This is a genomic window from Escherichia sp. WS1451, assembly GCF_046487365.1.
In the GTDB taxonomy this organism is placed as follows: Bacteria; Pseudomonadota; Gammaproteobacteria; order Enterobacterales; family Enterobacteriaceae; genus Escherichia; species Escherichia coli.
On record NZ_JBJQJP010000001.1, the window covers coordinates 204,776 to 223,819 of the forward strand.

Below are 19,044 nucleotides of genomic sequence, written 5' to 3' on the forward strand. Positions count from 1 at the left end.
GTATGAACTATCGTATTATTCCGGTCACCGCATTCTCCCAGAACTGTTCATTGATCTGGTGTGAACAAACCCGACTGGCCGCACTGGTCGATCCTGGCGGCGATGCGGAAAAAATCAAACAGGAAGTTGATGCCAGCGGCCTGACACTGATGCAGATCCTGCTGACTCATGGTCATCTGGACCACGTTGGCGCAGCGGCGGAACTGGCGCAACATTACGGCGTGCCGGTTTTTGGCCCGGAAAAAGAAGATGAGTTCTGGCTGCAAGGCTTGCCTGCGCAAAGTCGTATGTTTGGTCTGGAAGAGTGCCAGCCGCTGACGCCAGATCGTTGGCTGAACGAAGGCGATACCATCAGCATAGGGAATGTGACTTTACAGGTGTTACATTGCCCTGGGCATACGCCGGGTCATGTCGTGTTTTTTGATGAGCGGGCAAGGCTGCTGATTTCTGGCGACGTTATTTTCAAAGGCGGAGTAGGGCGCAGTGACTTTCCGCGTGGCGATCATAATCAACTGATTTCTTCAATCAAAGATAAATTGCTGCCCCTGGGGGATGAAGTGACATTTATTCCGGGTCACGGACCATTATCAACTCTTGGTTACGAACGCCTGCATAATCCCTTCCTGCAAGACGAAATGCCCGTCTGGTAAAGACGTATAAAAAAGCCCGCTTTCACAGCGGGCTTCGTTTAACTAGCCTTTACAGCACGGCCACAATCGCTTCGCACAGCGGAGCCATGTTATCTGGCGTCATCCCGGCCACGTTCACACGACCAGAAGCCACTGCATACACGCCAAACTCTTCGCGCAGACGCAGCACTTGTTCTTTTGTCAGGCCACTGAAGGAGAACATGCCGTTCTGTTTGATGATAAAGCTGAAGTCGCGATTTGCGCCTTTTTCCTGCAGCGTATTGACGAACAACTGACGCATACGCTGAATACGCTGGCGCATATCAGTCAGCTCTTGTTCCCAAATCGCACGTAACGCATCGTTGCTCAGGATGGTGGCAACAACAGAAGCGCCGTGTGCTGGTGGGTTAGAGTAGTTAGCGCGAATCGCCGCTTTCATTTGGCTGAATGCGCGATCAACGGTCTCACTGTCAGCAGCAACCAGAGTACAAGCGCCAACACGCTCGTTGTACAGGCCAAAGTTTTTAGAGTAGGAACTGGCAACAATCAGCTCTTTATGCATAGCCGCGAAAGCGCGCAGTCCTTCAGCATCTTCTTCCAGACCACGGGCAAACCCCTGGTAAGCGAAGTCAAACAGCGGTAACCAGCCTTTCTCAACGGAAAGTTGTGCCAGTGTCTGCCATTGTTCCAGCGTAGGGTCGATACCGGTTGGGTTATGGCAGCAGCCATGGAACAGCACTACGTCGCCAGCCTGAGCTTCGTTCAGGCTGTTAATCAGTGCATCGAAGTCAAGGGTGTGATTTTCCGCATCATAATAAGCGTATTCACGAACTTCCAGACCTGCAGAGTTAAAGACGCTCTTATGGTTCGGCCAGCTTGGGTTGCTCACCCACACACGCTTAACGCTGGTATTTTTTGCCAGGAAATCGGCAGCCACGCGTAGTGCGCCAGTGCCACCCGGAGTCTGTGCCGTGCGAGCACGTTTGTCATTGATCAGGGCGCTACCTTTACCAAACAGCAGTTCCTGAGTGCAGCGACCAAATTCAGGGATGCCGTCAATGCCGAGGTAATTTTTGGTGGTTTCATTTTCGAGCAAATACTGTTCAGCCTTTTTCACGCTGGTCAGTACCGGGGTTTTGCCCGTCTCATCTTTATAGACACCAATCCCGAGGTTAATTTTGCCGGGACGTTCATCGGCACGAAACAGATCGGCCAGGCCCAGAATCGGGTCGGCAGGAGCGGCGGTAATGTTCTCAAACATGACGAGGTTCCATTATGGTTACAGAAGGGAAGTCCGCTATCAGGGTAACGGGAGATTTACAAAATTCCAACTATTACTGATGAAAACGCAGGCTGTTTTTGCAAGACGTGAGATTGCTCTGGAAGGCATAAAAAAAACAGGACCAAAGTCCTGTTTTTTCGGCATTTAACAAAGAGGTGTGCTATTAGAACTGGTAAACGATACCCACAGCAACGGTGTCGTCAGAACCTACGCCCAGTTTGTTGTCAGAATCGATCTGGTTGATGATGTAGTCAACATAGGTGGACATGTTTTTGTTGAAGTAGTAGGTTGCGCCCACTTCAAAGTAGTTCACCAGATCAACATCACCGATACCTTCTACGTCTTTCGCTTTAGATTTGGTGTAAGCGATGGACGGACGCAGACCGAAATCGAACTGGTATTGCGCAACTAACAGAACGTCTTGCGTTTTGTTGGCGAAGCCGCCTTCAATTGGCGTAGCGTTACGGGTTTCACCGTAGTTCGCTGCCAGGTAGATGTTGTTCGCGTCATACTTCAGACCAGTTGCCCACTGTTCAGCTTTTTTACCCTGACCGCGGAATTCGGCTTCCTGGGCGTCGGTACGGTCTGCTGCACCGTAAGCACCTACGATACCAAAGCCTTCGAATTCGTAGCTGATAGAGCCACCGACGCCGTCGCCGTTGGAACGCTCAGGAATACCAGCACGTTCGTTTTTGCCCAGGTACTGAACGGCAAAGTTCAGGCCGTCAACCAGACCGAAGAAGTTGGAGTTACGATAGGTAGCAACGCCGCCTACACGACCAACGAAGAAGTCATCGCTGTATGCCGTGTCACCGCCGAACTCAGGCAGCATATCGGTGTAACCCAGTGCGTCGTAAACCACACCGTAGTTACGACCGTAGTCGATAGAACCCGCATCAGCGAATTTCAGACCTGCGAATGCCAGACGAGTTTTGTTACCTTTCTGGGCATCAGCGCCTTCAGAGTTGTTACCCTGGAAGTTATATTCCCACTGACCGTAGCCGGTCAGATCGGAATTGATTTGTGTTTCCCCTTTAAAACCAAGACGGGCATAAGTTTTGTCGCCGTTTCCGCCGTAACTGTTTACACCATTGTCTTTAGAAAAATAATGCAGACCGACAGCTTTACCGTACAGATCTACTTTGTTGCCATCTTTGTTATAGATTTCTGCAGCGTTTGCAGTACCTGCTACTAACAGAGCAGGGACGATCACTGCCAGAATATTGCGCTTCATCATTATTTATTACCCTCATGGTTTTTTTATGACACCTGCCACTGCCGTCAATAAGTTCTGTCAATAAAAATTTACGGAACTATTGATGAGAGTTTGGTGTCTTTATGTGTCTGCAGGCATCTTTCCATTCAAACTAACGTTTCGCTACCGTGAAAGTGCTACAAAGATAAAGATTTGGTTTCAAAAAGAAAAAATATGTAACTAAAAGTAAAATTTAAGGAACTTTGTGAACACCGTCATATTTCCATAGAAGCGTGATGATATTTACAGCAATTTTTATCTATTTATATGATTTCCTTATATTTAAATTAACTAAAAGGAAATTTTGTTTCTGATGGAAACTTTATCGACCTGGCACTAAATCCTCGTTCAGACATCCAGAACGCCAAAAAATAGTATGAAAATTGTGCTATCAGCTAAGAAAAAACTAATCCGCAATAAGAATGCGGATTATTTTTTGTGCGCAAATGTTGCAGTGTAATATTCCGTAACAGGATGATCGTTATGGCGGGGTTGCAAATAGATTGCTTGACTTAACAAACAGATAACTTGACAGAAAGGATAAAAAAAGAGCCAGCGGGCGCTGGCTCTTGAAGACGCTAAATTAGAAGCTGGCGTTACGCGGAGTACGTGGGAACGGAATCACATCACGCACGTTTTGCACACCAGTTACGTAAGCAATCAGGCGTTCAAAACCAAGACCGAAACCTGAATGCGGAACAGTACCGTAGCGACGCAGATCGCGATACCACCAGTAATCTTCTTTATTCAGGCCCATTTCCAGCATACGCTCGTCCAGCACGTCCAGACGTTCTTCACGCTGGGAGCCACCAATGATCTCACCGATGCCCGGAGCCAGAACGTCCATAGCCGCAACGGTTTTACCGTCTTCGTTAAGGCGCATATAGAACGCTTTAATATCTTTCGGATAGTTTTTAACCACTACCGGTGCTTTAAAGTGTTCTTCCGCCAGATAACGCTCATGCTCAGAAGAGAGATCAACGCCCCAGTAAACCGGGTTTTCAAACTTCCTGCCGCAGTTTTCGAGAATGGTCACTGCGTCGGTGTAATCCACCTGCGCAAAATCGGCTTCAATGAAGCGTTCCAGACGTGAAACGGCATCTTTATCTACGCGTTCAGCGAAGAATTTCATGTCGTCAGCGCGTTCTTCGAGAACCGCTTTGAAGACATATTTCAGCATGGCTTCAGCCAGACCCGCGATATCGTTCAGGTTAGCAAACGCCACTTCCGGCTCCAGCATCCAGAATTCCGCCAGGTGACGGCTGGTGTTGGAGTTTTCAGCACGGAAAGTCGGGCCGAAGGTATAAATTTTGGATAATGCGCAAGCGTAGGTTTCGCCGTTCAACTGGCCAGATACGGTCAGGAAAGACTCTTTACCAAAGAAGTCTTTGTCGAAATCCACTTTGCCCTGATCGTTAAGCGGCAGGTTTTCCAGATCCAGCGTAGAAACGCGGAACATTTCGCCAGCCCCTTCGGTATCAGACGCAGTAATCAGTGGCGTTGAAACCCAGAAGAATCCCTGCTCGTTAAAGAAGCGATGCAGCGCCTGCGCCAGCGTATGGCGAACGCGCGCGACGGCACCAATCAGGTTTGTGCGCGGACGCAGGTGAGCGACTTCACGCAGATACTCAATGCTGTGGCGTTTTGCCGCCATCGGGTAAGTGTCTGGATCTTCAACCCAACCAGCAACTTCAACTTTGCTGGCCTGAATTTCAAATTGTTGCCCCTGGCCCGGCGACGCCACGACTTTACCCGTCACAATGACCGAGCAGCCGGTGGTCAGACGCAGGACGTCTTCATTGTAATTGGGCAGAGAATTATTGATGACAGCCTGTACAGGATCAAAGCAGGAACCGTCATAAACGGCGAGGAAGGAGATGCCAGCTTTTGAATCTCGGCGGGTACGTACCCATCCGCGCACGGTGACTTCGCTGTCAACGGCTACGCGGCCCTGGAGTACGTCGGCTACAGGCACAACGCTCATAATATTCTCTCTGTTAATAGTCGGAAAAAATAAACACTTGTCCACCCGTAAATGGGGGGATACCTATGTTACCTGGCATCTGCAATCAGACAAGCAGAATTCGCAAATGCAGCGAAAGATTTCGGAATTAAAGGTAAAAAAAGGGAGCCGATTAGCTCCCTGATGATATTAACTGGCTTTTTTAATATGCGGAAGGTCGAATGCTTTGCGCAGTGCCCGAACAAACGCTTTATCATGGCAGATAGTTTTGCCAGGGCTGTCAGAAAGTTTCGCCACCGGTTTACCGTTACACTCAACCAACTTAATGACAATATTCAGGGGTTTTACCTGGGGGATATCGCAGGTCAGGCGAGTCCCAATACCAAAACTTAATTGCACGCGGGAAGAGAAATGGCGGTATAGCTCAACCGCTTTGCGTAAATCCAGATTGTCAGAGAAAACCAGCGTTTTACTCTGTGGATCAATTCCCAGCTTCTCATAATGTGCAATGGCTTTTTCACCCCATTCAACCGGGTCGCCAGAGTCATGACGCAGGCCCTGATAGCGACTGGCGAACTCGACACCGAAATCACGCAGGAAAGCATCCATAGTGATGCAGTCGGTTAATGCAATGCCAAGTTGGTCGGGATATTCTTCCAGCCAGGCAGCAAGTGCAGCTCGCTGGCTGTTGGCTAGATCCGGGCTGATTTGCTGATGCGCCTGGAACCATTCGTGTGCCTGTGTTCCCATCGGCGTGAGGGAAAGCCGGCGCGCCAGATCATAGTTGCTGGTGCCCACGAACCAGGATTCCTGTTGCAGACGCTTAACGATGGTTTCTTGTACTTCGCGAGAAAAACGGCGGCGGGTGCCAAAATCCATCAGATGGAAGCGCGACATATCAAGACCGGCGGTTAATGCCGAGAAGTCGACTAATTTGCTTTCCAGCGTGTCGAGGGCTTGCGCAACGTCGGTCTGCGGTGAGCGATAGCGATGTACCATTTCACTGATAACCGCCAGCAAAGGAACTTCCCAGAGAATGACTTCACGCCACGGGCCGCTTAAACGAATATCCAGCTTGCCATTATCGTTGGATACGGTGACTTGTTCCGGGTTAAAGCGGAACTCGCGTAACCAGTTAAGATAGTCGGCCTGAAAGAAAGGCAGGGCAGAGAGCCACTGATATTCATCATCCTGCAGGCGCAGGTGCTGCATCGCCTGAACCTGTTCACGAATAGCATCGGCATAAATACCCAGCAGATCGTCACCTCGGCAACGAAACTCCGCCGCGACATGCACATCGTAATAGTGATGAAACACGGCTTGCTGCATATGCAACTTATAAGCATCTGTATCCAGCAACGAGTGCAGAACAGGAGAAGCGAATTGTGTCATAGGTGCGCAGTAGCGTCCTCGTACAGGAGCGTTTAGTACAATAAACATCTTCAGGAACTGCTGGAGTATACCTTGTTTCGCAATTTATTGAACCCCGATCACACCATATGCCACCTTTCTGGTCGATGGCATTACGCGGTGTATGTTATAAAAATGTAGCAATAAAGGCGTTTGTACCTGAAAAGATGAAGATTCTGCATAGCGCGATTTACGCAACAGGAATAGACTGAACACCAGACTCTATAAAAGATGCTAAAGGTTATTTATGACTCAACAGCCACAAGCCAAATACCGTCACGATTATCGTGCGCCGGATTACCAGATTACTGATATTGACTTGACCTTTGACCTGGACGCGCAAAAGACGGTCGTTACCGCGGTCAGCCAGGCTGTCCGTCATGGTGCATCAGATGCTCCGCTTCGTCTTGATGGCGAAGATCTTAAACTGGTTTCTGTTCATATTAATGATGAGCCGTGGACCGCCTGGAAAGAAGAAGAGGGCGCACTGGTCATCAGTAATTTGCCGGAGCGTTTTACGCTTAAGATCGTTAATGAAATTAGCCCGGCGACGAATACCGCGCTGGAAGGGCTTTATCAGTCAGGCGATGCGCTTTGCACCCAGTGTGAAGCCGAAGGTTTCCGCCATATTACGTATTATCTCGACCGCCCGGACGTGCTGGCGCGTTTTACCACCAAAATTATTGCCGATAAAACCCAATATCCCTTCCTGCTTTCCAACGGTAACCGCGTTGCGCAAGGCGAACTGGAAAACGGACGTCATTGGGTACAGTGGCAGGACCCGTTCCCTAAACCGTGCTACCTGTTTGCGCTGGTGGCAGGCGACTTCGACGTGCTGCGCGACACCTTCACCACGCGTTCTGGTCGCGAAGTTGCGCTGGAGCTGTACGTCGATCGCGGCAACCTTGATCGTGCGCCGTGGGCGATGACCTCGCTGAAAAACTCCATGAAATGGGATGAAGAGCGCTTCGGCCTGGAGTATGACCTCGACATCTATATGATCGTCGCGGTGGATTTCTTCAATATGGGCGCAATGGAGAATAAGGGTCTGAATATCTTTAACTCCAAATATGTGCTGGCCCGCACCGATACCGCCACCGACAAAGATTACCTCGATATTGAACGCGTTATCGGCCATGAATATTTCCATAACTGGACCGGTAACCGAGTGACCTGCCGCGACTGGTTCCAGCTCAGCCTGAAAGAAGGTTTAACCGTCTTCCGCGATCAGGAGTTCAGCTCTGACCTTGGTTCTCGCGCGGTAAACCGTATCAACAACGTGCGCACCATGCGCGGATTGCAGTTTGCGGAAGACGCCAGCCCGATGGCGCACCCGATCCGCCCGGATATGGTCATTGAGATGAACAACTTCTACACCCTGACCGTTTACGAGAAGGGCGCGGAAGTGATTCGCATGATCCACACCCTGCTGGGCGAAGAAAACTTCCAGAAAGGGATGCAGCTCTATTTCGAGCGCCATGATGGCAGCGCGGCAACCTGCGACGACTTTGTTCAGGCGATGGAAGATGCGTCGAATGTCGATCTCTCTCATTTCCGCCGTTGGTACAGCCAGTCCGGTACGCCGGTTGTGACCGTCAAAGACGACTATAATCCGGAAACCGAGCAGTACACCCTGACCATCAGCCAGCGTACGCCTGCTACGCCGGATCAGGCAGAAAAACAGCCGCTGCATATTCCGTTTGCCATCGAACTGTATGACAACGAAGGCAAAGTGATCCCGTTGCAAAAAGGCGGTCATCCGGTGAATTCGGTGCTGAACGTCACCCAGGCGGAACAGACCTTTGTCTTTGATAATGTCTACTTTCAGCCAGTGCCTGCGCTGCTGTGCGAATTCTCTGCGCCAGTAAAACTGGAATATAAGTGGAGCGATCAGCAACTGACCTTCCTGATGCGTCATGCGCGTAATGATTTCTCCCGTTGGGATGCGGCGCAAAGCCTGCTGGCAACCTACATCAAGCTAAACGTCGCCCGTCATCAGCAAGGGCAGCCGCTGTCTCTGCCGGTGCATGTGGCTGACGCTTTCCGCGCGGTGCTGCTCGATGAGAAGATTGATCCGGCGCTGGCGGCAGAAATCCTGACGCTGCCTTCTGTCAATGAAATGGCTGAACTGTTCGATATCATCGACCCGATTGCTATTGCCGAAGTACGCGAAGCACTCACTCGTACTCTGGCGACTGAACTGGCGGATGAGCTGCTGGCTATTTACAACGCGAATTACCAGAGCGAGTACCGTGTTGAGCATGAAGATATTGCAAAACGCACTCTGCGTAATGCCTGCCTGCGCTTCCTCGCTTTTGGTGAAACGCATCTGGCTGACGTGCTGGTGAGCAAGCAGTTCCACGAAGCAAACAATATGACTGATGCGCTGGCGGCGCTTTCTGCGGCGGTTGCTGCACAACTGCCATGCCGTGACGCGCTGATGCAGGAGTACGACGACAAGTGGCATCAGGACGGTCTGGTGATGGATAAATGGTTTATCCTGCAAGCCACCAGCCCGGCGGCGAATGTGCTGGAGACGGTGCGCGGTCTGTTGCAGCATCGCTCATTTACCATGAGCAACCCGAACCGCATTCGTTCGTTGATTGGCGCGTTTGCGGGCAGCAACCCGGCAGCGTTCCATGCCGAAGATGGCAGCGGTTATCAGTTCCTTGTGGAAATGCTTACCGACCTCAACAGCCGTAACCCGCAGGTGGCATCGCGCCTGATTGAGCCGCTGATTCGCCTGAAACGTTACGATGCCAAACGTCAGGAGAAAATGCGCGCGGCGCTGGAGCAGTTGAAAGGGCTGGAAAATCTCTCTGGCGATCTGTACGAGAAGATAACCAAAGCACTGGCTTAATAAATAACCGAATGGCGGCAATAGCGCCGCCATTTGGAGAATTTACCCCTGTTTTCTCAGGCGAGTTTCAGATTCACCACGCTTCATCACCCGCTGCAATACTTCCGCTTCCAGCTCTGCTAATCGTACCGACCCTAACCGACGCGGACGGGGGATATCCACTGTTAAATCCAGACCAATTTTTCCCTCTTCAATTAACAACACCCGGTCAGCCATTGCTACCGCTTCGCTCACATCATGCGTCACCAGCAAAACGGTAAAACCGTGCTTCTGCCAAAGCGACACAATCAAATCCTGCATCTCGAGTCGCGTTAAAGCGTCCAGCGCACCGAGTGGTTCATCAAGTAACAATAAACCCGGTCGATGAATCAGCGCCCTTGCCAGCGCCACACGTTGTTTCTGCCCGCCAGAAAGTGCGGCAGGCCATTCCCCCGCGCGATTCTCCAGTCCTACCGCAGCCAGAGCCTGACGCGCCGCATCGCGCCACTGGCCTTTAAGGCCTAACCCAACGTTATCAATCACCGATTTCCACGGCAGCAGACGCGCATCCTGAAACATCATTCGCGTGTCTTCCTGAATTTCAGCCAGCGGTGTGGTGCCCGCTAACACATCGCCAGCGGTTGGCGTTTCCAGACCTGCCAGCAGGCGCAGCAGGGTACTTTTGCCACCACCGCTGCGGCCCACCACCGCCACAAACTGACCTGCCGGAATATGTAAATCCAGTTGGTTCAGGACGATATTTTCCGCGTAATGTTTGCTTACTGCATTGAGCAACAATGGTGTGCCCTGGTTCAGACGAGCAGTATTCATACCGTGGCCTCCTTCAAATGATAAGTCGGGTTCCAGCGCAACCAGAGACGCTCTAACAGCTGCGCGCTGACGTCAGCAAGTTTGCCGAGCAGGGCGTAAAGAATAATAGCGACTACCACCACGTCCGTTTGCAGAAACTCCCGCGCATTCATCGCCAGATAACCAATGCCGGAATTGGCAGAAATAGTTTCGGCAACGATCAGCGTCAGCCACATCAGGCCCAAAGCAAAACGCACACCGACCATAATTGAGGGCAGGGCACCAGGCAGGATCACATGGATAAACAGCGGTATGCCGGATAATCCATAGCTACGTGCCATCTCCACCAGCCCACGGTCGATATTACGGATGCCATGCCAGGTGTTGATATAAATGGGGAATAGCGTACCGAGCGCCACCAGAAAGATTTTTGCGGATTCATCAATGCCAAACCACAAAATCACCAGCGGGATCAGCGCCAGATGCGGCACGTTGCGCAACATCTGAATGGAGGTATCCAGCAGCCGTTCTCCCCAGTGCGACAGCCCGCTAATCAGTCCCAGAATCAAGCCCAGCGATCCGCCAATTGAAAAGCCAATCAACGCCCGCCAGGAGCTGATCGCCAGATGCTGCCACAGTTCGCCGCTGGCAGAGAGCGTCCAGAACGCCATCACCACTCCTTCCGGTGAGGGCAAAATACGCGTCGATAGCCAGCCAACCGAGGAGGCCAGTTGCCACACCGCCACGATGCCCACCGGTAAAAACCAGGGGGCAACGCGCAATAACCACTTCTTCACTGGCGTTGCCATCATCGTGTTCCTTAGCTTTGCGCGACTTTACGGGGGATAAAATCATTCGCCACCGCTTCGCCTTGCGGATTCAGCGGTTGTGGCTGGGGAATTTCCGGGATGGCGACATCCAGATGTGGGAACAGTAACTCGCCGACCCGATACGCTTCTTCCAGATGCGGGTAGCCCGAAAGCACAAAACTGTCGATGCCAAGTGCAGCGTATTCGTTGATTCGCGCGGCGACCGTAGGACCATCGCCCACCAGCGCCGTCCCGGCACCGCCGCGCACTAAGCCAACACCCGCCCATAAATTGGGGCTGATCTCCAGATTGTCGCGCTTGCCGTTATGTAGCGCCGCCATTCGCTGTTGTCCTACGGAATCCGTGCGGGCGAATGCGGCCTGTGCTTTGGCGATAGTTTCATCATCAAGATGCGAGATTAACCGCTCGGCGGCCTGCCACGCTTCGTCGTTGGTTTCACGAACAATCACATGCAGACGAATACCGAAACGAATTTTGCGTCCATGCGCGGCAGCTTTCGCCCGCACTTGTTCGATTTTCTCTTTTACCAGTTCCGGTGGTTCGCCCCAGGTGAGGTAGAGATCAACTTGTTCTGCCGCCAGCTCCTGGGCGACATCTGACGATCCGCCAAAGTAAAGCGGAGGATAAGGCTGTTGAATCGGCGGGAAGAGCAGTTTGGCTCCGCGTACATGAATATGTTTGCCGTTGAAATCCACTGTCTCGCCAAGCAACAACCGCCGCCAGACCTGGGTAAATTCTGCCGAGGCTTCGTAACGCTCGCTATGATCAAGGAACACGCCGTCGCCTGCCAGTTCTTGGGGATCGCTGCCTGTGACCAGGTTAAACAACGCACGTCCGTTAGAGAGACGGTCAAGCGTGGCGGCCTGGCGGGCGGCAACGGTAGGCGATGTAACACTGGGGCGCAGGGCGACAAGAAACTTCAGCCGTTGTGTCACCGGGATCATCGACGCCGCCACCAGCCACGCATCTTCACACGATCGCCCCGTCGGGATCAGCACACCGGTATAGCCCAGACGATCCGCCGCTTGCGCAATTTGTTGCAGATAACCGTGATCAACCGGGCGTGAACCTTCTTCCGTTCCCAGATAATGCCCGTCACCGTGGGTCGGTAAAAACCAGAACATATTCAGACTCATAATTGTTTTCCTTCCAGTTGAGTGGGTTGCCAGATGCGCTGGCGAATATCGACTTTTTTCGGCACCAGACGGTTTTCATAAAACAGATCTGCCGTTTGCTGCTGTAAGGCGGCAACTTCAGCGCTCAACGGTTTGATGGTGGTGGGAGGACGATGATCCAGATACGAGGCAATAACCGGTGCCGGTAAGCCCATCGTTTTTGCCAGTAAAGCGATGCTTTGTTCGCGCTGGCTGCGGGTTAACGCATCGGCCTCACTAAAGGTTGTCAGCACACCCTGAATAAAAGCGCCGTTTTTTTCTGCGTAGGGACGGGCTGCCAGATAAAACGAACCTGTTTGATTGAGATCGGTGCCGTCTTTCAGCACCCGCACGCCGCCCTGTAATAATGCAGCGGAGTAGTAGGGATCCCAGATAGCCCATGCGTCGACGTTACCTTGCTGGAACGCGGCGCGGGCATCGGCAGGCGTCAGGTAAGTGGGCTGGATATCCGTGAATTTAAGCCCGGCCTGGCGTAGTGCGCGTAGTAAAAGATTGTGCGAGCTGGAACCTTTCTGAAAGGCAACTTTATAACCTTTAAGATCGGCTACGGTTTTGATTGGGCTGTTATCTGCCACCAGAATCACTTCGGCTTTGGGCTTCGGCGGCTCGACGCCCACGTACACCAAATCAGCCCCGGCAGCCTGGGCAAAGATTGGCGGAATATCCCCGGTACTGCCGAGATCAATACTGCCAACGTTTAACGCCTCCAGCATCTGTGGGCCAGCCGGGAACTCCACCCAGGAGATTTTTGTTTGCGGATAGCGTTTTTCCAGTAATTGGTGGCTTTTTGCCAGCACCATACCAATACTGCCTTTCTGATAGCCAATTCGTAACGCCTCTGGCGAAGACTCTGCAGCAACCGCAAGTGTAGAGACGCTAAGTAAGCCCGCCAGCGCCAGTTTAATGAGCTTACGCATGGGCATTACCTCGCAGAGACAGAAGGTCAGGAACCTGAACATCCCGACGGTGCAATGCCTGCCAGAAAGTTTCTAGCGCGGTATCAAGACGGGTTTGCAGATTTGGCGTGAATAGCGGCTTGTGCTGGTAATCAATCACCTGCGAGTCATCGGCAAACACGCCGTGCAGGATCTCCTGGGCTTTCAACGCACTTAAAACTGGCTTTAGGGCATAATCGACCGCCAGTAGATGAGCCACTGTGCCGCCCGTCGCCAGCGGCAACACGACTTTGCCTTGCAGCGCGCGTTCTGGCAGCAGGTCGAGGAGCGTTTTCAGTGCGCCGGAATAGGCGGCTTTGTACACAGGTGTAGCGACTATCAGCCCATCGGCCTGTTGCAGCTGTTCAGTGAAGGTCTTGAGTGCCGGACTATCGAAACGGGCATAGAGCAAATCTTCCGGGGCGAAGTTTTGCAGATTCCAGTGATAAACTTCCACATCCAGGCCATTCAGTTTTTCCCGCGCATATTCCAGCAAGGAGCTGGAGCGAGAAGGAAAGCGAGGACTTCCTGCCAGGGTGATGACACGCATACTCTCTCCTTATAACCAATTGTTCTTGTTTTGTTAACATTGATAACAATTCGGTCAGTCTGTCGGAGAGACAAGAGAATGCCAAATATAAATTTTGTGTATCTTTTTCTGAAAATAAGCTAAAGAAAGGGCTTTATATATCACGCATATTTATTTATTGGATAGTCATTAGATGTTGAATCAATGAATTACTCGTTCAGTTAATATTTAAGTATTCATGAAATCTATAAATTAAAAATTTGTCACTTATTGGATTTAGTATTCTTGATTTAAATGGCGGGCAATTATTGTTATTATTAAGTCTAATGTCATTTAAAGGCATTATCATATTTACGAAGAGATCAGGATGATAACGATGAAAAAAAGTGTATTGACGGCGTTTATAACTGTGGTATGTGCAACGTCCAGCGTTATGGCTGCTGATGATAATGCTATCACGGATGGCTCAGTAACATTTAATGGTAAAGTTATTGCTCCAGCTTGTACTCTGGTAGCTGCGACGAAAGATTCCGTGGTGACTTTGCCAGATGTTAGTGCCACGAAGTTGCAAACCAATGGTCAGGTTTCTGGCGTGCAAACTGATGTGCCAATTGAATTAAAAGATTGTGATACTACCGTAACAAAAAATGCAACGTTCACCTTTAATGGCACTGCGGATACTACTCAGATTACAGCGTTTGCTAACCAGGCCTCATCTGATGCTGCTACAAACGTGGCCCTGCAAATGTATATGAATGATGGTACAACGGCCATCACGCCAGACACAGAAACCGGGAACATTTTGTTGCAAGATGGAGATCAGACGTTGACTTTTAAAGTTGATTATATCGCTACGGGTAAAGCGACGTCAGGTAATGTCAATGCGGTAACAAATTTCCATATTAATTATTATTAATATCAGCCATTAATTTTTTATTAATTAATACCCTTCCAGTGTCCTGGAGGGGATATTCATTTTTTTAAGAGTGACTATTTATGAAAACTTGCATAACAAAGGGAATTGTGACCGTAAGTTTAACGGCAATATTACTCAGCTGTTCGTTCACATGGGCGGCAGGTAAAGGTGGGGTCGGACTTGCAGCAACACGTCTTGTTTATTCGGAAGGTGAAGAGCAAATTTCACTGGGTGTACGTAACACCAGTCCGGATGTTCCTTATCTGATTCAGTCATGGGTGATGACACCAGATAATAAAAAGTCAGCGGACTTTATTATTACACCACCGCTATTTGTGCTGAATCCGGCAAACGAGAACCTGCTACGCATTATGTACATTGGCGCGCCGTTGGCGAAAGACAGAGAAACTCTTTTCTTCACCAGCGTACGGGCAGTCCCTTCAACAACGAAGCGGGAAGAAGGCAATACCCTGAAGATTGCCACACAAAGCGTCATCAAACTTTTCTGGCGACCAAAAGGTTTAGCGTATCCCTTAGCCGAGGCTCCGGCGAAACTACGTTGCACTTCGTCAGCTGACATGGTTACGGTCAGTAACCCAACACCTTATTTCATTACCCTGACAGACCTGAAAATAGGTGGAAAAGTAGTTAAAAATCAAATGATTTCCCCCTTTGATAAATACCAATTCTCTCTGCCAAAGGGTGCCAAAAACAGCAGCGTAACGTACCGAACTATCAATGACTACGGGGCGGAAACGCCGCAACTCAACTGTAAATCGTAATTCGTCTTCATTTAAGAGAGCGAGATGTATAGAACTCAACGACAACACAGCCTGTTAAGCTCTGGTGGAGTGCCATCGTTTATTGGTGGGCTGGTGGTGTTTGTGTCGGCAGTGTTCAATGCACAAGCTGAAACCTGGTTCGATCCAGCCTTTTTCAAAGATGATCCCTCAATGGTGGCTGATTTGTCTCGTTTCGAAAAAGGGCAAAAAATAACGCCAGGGGTTTATCGAGTCGATATTGTTCTGAATCAGACAATTGTAGATACGCGCAACGTCAATTTTGTTGAGATAACGCCAGAGAAGGGGATTGCCGCCTGTTTGACGACTGAAAGCCTGGATGCAATGGGCGTGAATACTGATGCGTTTCCGGCTTTTAAACAACTGGATAAACAAGCGTGTGCGCCATTGGCGGAAATTATTCCGGATGCCAGCGTAACTTTTAATGTGAATAAACTCCGTCTGGAAATTTCAGTACCGCAAATCGCCATCAAAAGTAACGCTCGTGGTTATGTCCCCCCTGAACGTTGGGATGAAGGGATCAACGCGCTATTACTGGGATATTCATTTAGCGGGGCTAACAGTATTCATAGCAGCGCAGGTAGTGATTCTGGCGACAGCTATTTTCTGAATTTAAACAGTGGCGTTAATTTAGGCCCATGGAGATTGCGCAACAATTCAACATGGAGTCGCAGTAGTGGCCAAACCGCAGAATGGAAGAATCTCAGCAGCTATTTGCAGCGGGCGGTGATTCCATTAAAAGGCGAACTGACCGTCGGTGATGATTATACGGCAGGCGATTTTTTTGATAGCGTCAGCTTTCGTGGCGTGCAGCTGGCGTCAGATGACAACATGCTGCCAGACAGCTTGAAAGGGTTTGCGCCAGTGGTGCGTGGTATCGCCAAAAGCAATGCACAGGTAACGATTAAGCAAAATGGTTACACCATCTATCAAACTTATGTTTCGCCTGGCGCTTTTGAGATTAGTGATCTCTACTCTACGTCGTCGAGTGGTGATTTGTTGGTTGAAATCAAAGAAGCTGACGGTAGTGTCAATAGTTACAGTGTGCCCTTTTCCAGCGTGCCATTACTCCAGCGTCAGGGACGCATCAAATATGCGGTGACGCTGGCGAAATACAGAACCAATAGTAATGACCAGCAAGAAAGTAAATTTGCTCAGGCCACGCTGCAATGGGGTGGGCCGTGGGGAACGACCTGGTATGGCGGAGGGCAATATGCTGAATATTACCGTGCCGCTATGTTTGGTCTGGGTTTTAACCTCGGCGATTTCGGAGCAATTTCGTTCGACGCGACCCAGGCTAAAAGTACGCTGGCAGACCAAAGTGAACATAAAGGGCAGTCATATCGTTTTCTGTATGCCAAAACGCTCAACCAATTGGGCACCAACTTTCAATTGATGGGCTACCGCTATTCGACGTCGGGTTTCTACACCCTTTCCGACACTATGTATAAACACATGGATGGCTACGAATTTAATGACGGTGATGATGAAGATACGCCAATGTGGTCGCGTTATTACAATTTGTTTTACACCAAACGTGGCAAACTGCAGGTCAACATCTCCCAGCAATTAGGCGAGTACGGTTCGTTTTATTTAAGCGGTAGCCAGCAAACTTACTGGCATACCGATCAACAGGATCGGCTATTACAGTTTGGCTACAACACGCAAATTAAAGATCTCTCGCTGGGGGTTTCCTGGAACTACAGTAAGTCCCGTGGTCAACCTGACGCTGACCAGGTGTTTGCACTTAATTTTTCCCTGCCGCTCAATCTGTTGCTCCCCAAAAGTAATGATAGCTATACCAGGAAAAAAAATTACGCCTGGATGACCTCTAATACCAGTATCGATAATGAAGGGCATTCCACACAGAACCTCGGGTTAACCGAGACATTGCTGGATGACGGCAACCTGAGCTACAGCATACAACAGGGGTATAACAGCGAGGGGAAAACGGCTAATGGTAGCGCCAGTATGGACTACAAAGGGGCGTTTGCAGATGCTCGAGTGGGCTACAACTACAGCGATAATGGCAGTCAACAACAACTGAACTACGCTCTTTCAGGCAGTTTAGTTACCCATTCACAAGGCATTACCCTGGGGCAATCGCTGGGAGAAACTAACGTTCTGATTGCCGCGCCAGGCGCAGAGAATACTCGTGTGGCGAATAGCACTGGGCTGAAAACTGACTGGCGCGGATATACCGTTGTCCCTTATGCCACTTCTTATCGGGAAAATCGAATCGCACTTGATGCGGCGTCGTTAAAACGTAATGTGGATCTTGAAAATGCAGTAGTAAACGTGGTTCCCACCAAAGGGGCGTTGGTTCTGGCGGAGTTCAATGCCCATGCGGGTGCAAGGGTATTAATGAAAACATCAAAGCAGGGTATACCGCTGAGATTTGGTGCAATGGCAACGCTGGATGGCGCACAAACAATTAGCGGTATCATTGATGATGATGGTTCGCTCTATATGTCTGGTTTGCCGGCGAAGGGAACGATAACTGTACGCTGGGGCGACGCTCCCGATCAAATTTGTCATATCAGTTACGAGCTTACCGAACAACAAATTAACGCTGCGATTACGCGGATGGATTCAGTATGCGAATAATTTCAGGGGATAGTAGTGTGTTAAGACTCCGGCTTCTTTTGACTGCTGTTTTAATGCTGTGGGGATTTCATGCCGCCGCTTATACCGGGCAGTGTCATACCACTCAGGGGAATCCGTATATTGGCGTCAATTTTGGCGTTAAAACCCTGGAGGAGGAAGAGAATACGGCTGGAAAAGTCAAAGATGAATTTTATCAGTGGAGTGAATCGAATGATTATTATGTTTCCTGCGATTGCGATAAAGACAATGTCAGAAGTGGTCTATGGGCATTCGCTGCGGATTCTCCGTTAGTTTATTTGGGCGACAACTGGTACAAAATTAACGATTATCTTGCCGCAAAGGTGCTATTAGGAGTGAAAGGTAACACACCTTCGGCCGTACCTTTTGAAAATCTCGGTACAGGAAGTGATACCCGATGGCATATTTGCGATCCCGGTGGTCAACGTTTGGGCGGCAAGGGGGCAAGCGGCAATAGCGGAAGTTTTTCACTGAAAATATTGCAGCCGTTTGTCGGTTCGGTCGTCATTCCTCCTATGGCACTGGCGCGACTATATGAGTGTTACAACATACCCGCAAGTGATTCCTGCACGACGACAGGTACACCGGTTTTAGTGTATTACCTGTCTGGTACGATTAATTCACTTGGCTCATGTTCTGTCAATTCTGGAGAGACAATAGAGGTTGATTTGGGGGATGTATTTGCTGCCAATTTCCGTGTTGTAGGGCATAAACCGCTTGGATCCAGAACGGCAGAACTCTCAATTCCAGTCAGGTGTAATACCGGAAACGCAGAGCTGGTTAATGTTAATTTGAGTCTGACGGCAACCAGTGATCCCGATTATCCTCAGGCAATCAAGACATCACGACCAGGTGTCGGTGTTGTGGTCACCGACAGCCAAAACAACATTATTTCGCCTGCCGGTGGCACACTGCCGCTATCCATCCCTGACGACGCGGACAGCTTCGCTCGAATGAATGTTTATCCGGTCAGCACGACAGGTGTACCACCGGAAACCGGGAGCTTTGAAGCCACAGCAACGGTGAGAATAAACTTTGACTGATAT

General features: G+C 50.1%; 15 protein-coding genes. 6 read left to right on the forward strand and 9 right to left on the reverse strand.

All coding sequences use genetic code 11. The features are described from left to right. The first annotated feature begins 2 nt into the window (after positions 1 to 2). The gene (gene gloC / locus ACJHX7_RS00970; RefSeq protein ID WP_032171043.1) at positions 3 to 650 is read left to right on the forward strand and encodes a hydroxyacylglutathione hydrolase GloC; all 648 of its coding nucleotides are present in this window, start codon (positions 3 to 5) and stop codon (positions 648 to 650) included. A 49-nt stretch (positions 651 to 699) separates the two neighbouring features. On the opposite strand, the gene aspC is transcribed toward gloC, so the two are convergent. The 4 genes from aspC to pncB form a co-directional block, all read right to left on the reverse strand. Next, positions 700 to 1,890, reverse strand: coding sequence for an aspartate transaminase (gene aspC / locus ACJHX7_RS00975; RefSeq protein WP_000462687.1), 1,191 nt, complete (start codon positions 1,888 to 1,890; stop codon positions 700 to 702). Positions 1,891 to 2,074: 184 nt separating this feature from the next. Continuing rightward, positions 2,075 to 3,148 carry a porin OmpF gene (gene ompF / locus ACJHX7_RS00980; protein WP_000977905.1) on the reverse strand — a complete coding sequence of 358 codons (1,074 nt, stop codon included), beginning with the start codon at positions 3,146 to 3,148 and terminating at the stop codon, positions 2,075 to 2,077. Between the two features lie 601 nt (positions 3,149 to 3,749). Beyond that, a complete protein-coding gene (gene asnS / locus ACJHX7_RS00985) occupies positions 3,750 to 5,150 on the reverse strand; it encodes an asparagine--tRNA ligase (protein ID WP_094029827.1) in 1,401 nt (466 codons plus the stop codon). A gap of 168 nt (positions 5,151 to 5,318) precedes the next feature. Further along, positions 5,319 to 6,521: a nicotinate phosphoribosyltransferase gene (gene pncB / locus ACJHX7_RS00990; protein ID WP_001330062.1), complete on the reverse strand. Its 1,203-nt coding sequence runs from the start codon at positions 6,519 to 6,521 to the stop codon at positions 5,319 to 5,321. A 265-nt stretch (positions 6,522 to 6,786) separates the two neighbouring features. Here pncB and pepN point away from each other — a divergent pair, with 265 nt between their 5' ends. Next, positions 6,787 to 9,399, forward strand: coding sequence for an aminopeptidase N (gene pepN, locus ACJHX7_RS00995; RefSeq protein ID WP_032171045.1), 2,613 nt, complete (start codon positions 6,787 to 6,789; stop codon positions 9,397 to 9,399). A gap of 42 nt (positions 9,400 to 9,441) precedes the next feature. Here pepN and ssuB read toward each other — a convergent pair whose 3' ends face one another. From ssuB to ssuE, 5 genes are read right to left on the reverse strand one after another with little or no spacing between them, the layout of a single operon-like run. Further along, a complete protein-coding gene (gene ssuB / locus ACJHX7_RS01000) occupies positions 9,442 to 10,209 on the reverse strand; it encodes an aliphatic sulfonates ABC transporter ATP-binding protein (protein WP_001090500.1) in 768 nt (255 codons plus the stop codon). Next, positions 10,206 to 10,997 (reverse strand): aliphatic sulfonate ABC transporter permease SsuC, encoded by a 792-nt coding sequence (gene ssuC, locus ACJHX7_RS01005; RefSeq protein ID WP_012602404.1) that lies wholly within the window; start codon positions 10,995 to 10,997, stop codon positions 10,206 to 10,208. The genes ssuB and ssuC overlap by 4 nt, the downstream gene beginning before the upstream one ends. 11 nt (positions 10,998 to 11,008) lie before the next feature. Then, positions 11,009 to 12,154 (reverse strand): FMNH2-dependent alkanesulfonate monooxygenase, encoded by a 1,146-nt coding sequence (gene ssuD / locus ACJHX7_RS01010; RefSeq protein WP_000055979.1) that lies wholly within the window; start codon positions 12,152 to 12,154, stop codon positions 11,009 to 11,011. After that, positions 12,151 to 13,110 (reverse strand): aliphatic sulfonate ABC transporter substrate-binding protein SsuA, encoded by a 960-nt coding sequence (gene ssuA / locus ACJHX7_RS01015; protein ID WP_094029826.1) that lies wholly within the window; start codon positions 13,108 to 13,110, stop codon positions 12,151 to 12,153. The genes ssuD and ssuA overlap by 4 nt, the downstream gene beginning before the upstream one ends. Further along, positions 13,103 to 13,678: an NADPH-dependent FMN reductase gene (gene ssuE / locus ACJHX7_RS01020; protein ID WP_077737658.1), complete on the reverse strand. Its 576-nt coding sequence runs from the start codon at positions 13,676 to 13,678 to the stop codon at positions 13,103 to 13,105. The genes ssuA and ssuE overlap by 8 nt, the downstream gene beginning before the upstream one ends. A 355-nt stretch (positions 13,679 to 14,033) precedes the next feature. Here ssuE and ACJHX7_RS01025 point away from each other — a divergent pair, with 355 nt between their 5' ends. The 4 genes from ACJHX7_RS01025 (at position 14,034) to ACJHX7_RS01040 (ending at position 19,041) form a co-directional block, all read left to right on the forward strand. Beyond that, positions 14,034 to 14,573 carry a fimbrial protein gene (locus ACJHX7_RS01025; protein ID WP_000750296.1) on the forward strand — a complete coding sequence of 180 codons (540 nt, stop codon included), beginning with the start codon at positions 14,034 to 14,036 and terminating at the stop codon, positions 14,571 to 14,573. An 80-nt stretch (positions 14,574 to 14,653) separates the two neighbouring features. Next, a complete protein-coding gene (locus ACJHX7_RS01030; RefSeq protein ID WP_094029825.1) occupies positions 14,654 to 15,355 on the forward strand; it encodes a molecular chaperone in 702 nt (233 codons plus the stop codon). Between the two features lie 24 nt (positions 15,356 to 15,379). Beyond that, positions 15,380 to 17,980, forward strand: coding sequence for a fimbrial biogenesis usher protein (locus ACJHX7_RS01035; RefSeq protein ID WP_094029824.1), 2,601 nt, complete (start codon positions 15,380 to 15,382; stop codon positions 17,978 to 17,980). Beyond that, the gene (locus ACJHX7_RS01040) at positions 17,971 to 19,041 is read left to right on the forward strand and encodes a fimbrial protein (protein ID WP_001220303.1); all 1,071 of its coding nucleotides are present in this window, start codon (positions 17,971 to 17,973) and stop codon (positions 19,039 to 19,041) included. Before ACJHX7_RS01035 ends, ACJHX7_RS01040 begins: the two co-directional genes overlap by 10 nt. Positions 19,042 to 19,044 lie beyond the last annotated feature (3 nt).

Bases quoted from the DNA above. Each gene is read 5' to 3' on its own strand.
- gloC (WP_032171043.1), top strand. From the start codon at position 3: ATGAACTATCGTATTATTCCGGTCACCGCATTCTCCCAGAACTGTTCA.
- aspC (WP_000462687.1), bottom strand. From the start codon at position 1,890: ATGTTTGAGAACATTACCGCCGCTCCTGCCGACCCGATTCTGGGCCTG.
- ompF (WP_000977905.1), bottom strand. From the start codon at position 3,148: ATGATGAAGCGCAATATTCTGGCAGTGATCGTCCCTGCTCTGTTAGTA.
- asnS (WP_094029827.1), bottom strand. From the start codon at position 5,150: ATGAGCGTTGTGCCTGTAGCCGACGTACTCCAGGGCCGCGTAGCCGTT.
- pncB (WP_001330062.1), bottom strand. From the start codon at position 6,521: ATGACACAATTCGCTTCTCCTGTTCTGCACTCGTTGCTGGATACAGAT.
- pepN (WP_032171045.1), top strand. From the start codon at position 6,787: ATGACTCAACAGCCACAAGCCAAATACCGTCACGATTATCGTGCGCCG.
- ssuB (WP_001090500.1), bottom strand. From the start codon at position 10,209: ATGAATACTGCTCGTCTGAACCAGGGCACACCATTGTTGCTCAATGCA.
- ssuC (WP_012602404.1), bottom strand. From the start codon at position 10,997: ATGGCAACGCCAGTGAAGAAGTGGTTATTGCGCGTTGCCCCCTGGTTT.
- ssuD (WP_000055979.1), bottom strand. From the start codon at position 12,154: ATGAGTCTGAATATGTTCTGGTTTTTACCGACCCACGGTGACGGGCAT.
- ssuA (WP_094029826.1), bottom strand. From the start codon at position 13,110: ATGCGTAAGCTCATTAAACTGGCGCTGGCGGGCTTACTTAGCGTCTCT.
- ssuE (WP_077737658.1), bottom strand. From the start codon at position 13,678: ATGCGTGTCATCACCCTGGCAGGAAGTCCTCGCTTTCCTTCTCGCTCC.
- ACJHX7_RS01025 (WP_000750296.1), top strand. From the start codon at position 14,034: ATGAAAAAAAGTGTATTGACGGCGTTTATAACTGTGGTATGTGCAACG.
- ACJHX7_RS01030 (WP_094029825.1), top strand. From the start codon at position 14,654: ATGAAAACTTGCATAACAAAGGGAATTGTGACCGTAAGTTTAACGGCA.
- ACJHX7_RS01035 (WP_094029824.1), top strand. From the start codon at position 15,380: ATGTATAGAACTCAACGACAACACAGCCTGTTAAGCTCTGGTGGAGTG.
- ACJHX7_RS01040 (WP_001220303.1), top strand. From the start codon at position 17,971: ATGCGAATAATTTCAGGGGATAGTAGTGTGTTAAGACTCCGGCTTCTT.